Origin of the sequence: Spirochaeta isovalerica (assembly GCF_014207565.1) — a bacterium.
GTDB classification, from domain to species: domain Bacteria; phylum Spirochaetota; class Spirochaetia; order DSM-2461; family DSM-2461; genus Spirochaeta_F; species Spirochaeta_F isovalerica.
In genome coordinates, this window is sequence record NZ_JACHGJ010000031.1 from 1 (window position 1) to 1096 (window position 1096).

General features: G+C 52.1%; 3 protein-coding genes. All 3 read left to right on the top strand.

Annotated features, from left to right (window positions below):
• The coding region (gene mnhG / locus HNR50_RS22120) for a monovalent cation/H(+) antiporter subunit G (RefSeq protein WP_221439967.1) at positions 1-309 on the top strand (309 nt) is incomplete at its 5' end.
• On the top strand, positions 299-547 hold the full coding sequence (locus tag HNR50_RS22125) for a hydrogenase subunit MbhD domain-containing protein (RefSeq protein WP_184748987.1): 249 nt from the start codon (positions 299-301) through the stop codon (positions 545-547). The genes mnhG and HNR50_RS22125, both read left to right, overlap by 11 nt.
• Positions 540-1096: hydrogen gas-evolving membrane-bound hydrogenase subunit E (gene mbhE / locus HNR50_RS22130; protein WP_184748988.1), on the top strand; the 557-nt coding region annotated here is incomplete at its 3' end. The genes HNR50_RS22125 and mbhE, both read left to right, overlap by 8 nt.

Here is a 1096-nt window from a genome sequence, read left to right on the forward strand (position 1 = left end):
GTCATCGGCGCGGCTTTCCTCTTCCTGGGAGCCCTGGGAATCGTGAGGATGCCCGACCTTTTCAACAGAATTCAGGCGGGAACCAAAGCAACCACTCTGGGAACCATACTGTTTCTGGCCGGACTGGCCTTTGCTCATCCTTCATGGTGGTCAAAACTGGTGGTTCTGATCCTCTTTATCCTTTTTACAAACCCCGTATCTTCCCATGCTCTGGCACGGGCCGCTCATTTCATTGGTATAAAGATGACTGAGAAAACGGTTCTGGATAAACTTGTTGTCCCAACCGAGGAGGCTGAAGATGCTGAGTAATATTCTGGTTATCATGCTGGTCGTTCTTATGCTAGCCTCGGCTATCACCGCCATTCAGGCGAAAGAACTGGTTGTTTCGATCATCTCCGCCGGACTGGTGTCGCTGCTCGCTTCGGTTCTCTACCTGATGCTCGCGGCGCCCGATGTGGCCATGACCGAAGCGGCTATCGGAAGCGGTCTTTCGACAATTATTTTCTTTTACGTTCTCAATAAAGTAAGGGGAGGCGAAAATGGCTAAAAATATCGCAGTTATACTCCTTCTCCTCGCGATGGGGACTCTTTTCTACAATCTGGCGGACAACTTTCAGGCAGCTGACTCTCTCAATGAGACAGCCACTTACTACGCTGAAAACACAGCCGATGAAGTGGGAACCGCCAATATTGTTACAGCGATTGTCGTGACCTACAGAGGTCTGGATACGCTGGGCGAAGTCACGATTCTTTTCCTCACGGCGGCTATCGTAGCTTTTCTGTTAAAAGGGAACACATCCGGCGTTGAGAGAGAGACAAGAGATTCCAGCGAGCTGCTCAAAACAGCGGCTGGAGTTATCACGCCTCTGATTTTCCTGCTCGGCGCTTATATCTTTATCAACGGGCATCTGACTCCCGGTGGCGGGTTCCAGGGCGGAGCGGTTATCGCTTCGGGACTGATCCTTCTCCTTCTGGCCAAACCGGAATCCAAAGCGGCGACGGGACTTTTCGCAGTCGTCGAATCGATTTCCGGTCTCGCCTATGTGGCTCTCGGTATCGCCGGGATCTTCCTGGCAGGCGGATTCCTGGACAACAG

Excerpts from the sequence above, each read along its gene's own strand:
- HNR50_RS22125 (WP_184748987.1), top strand. The coding sequence starts at position 299 with ATGCTGAGTAATATTCTGGTTATCATGCTGGTCGTTCTTATGCTAGCC.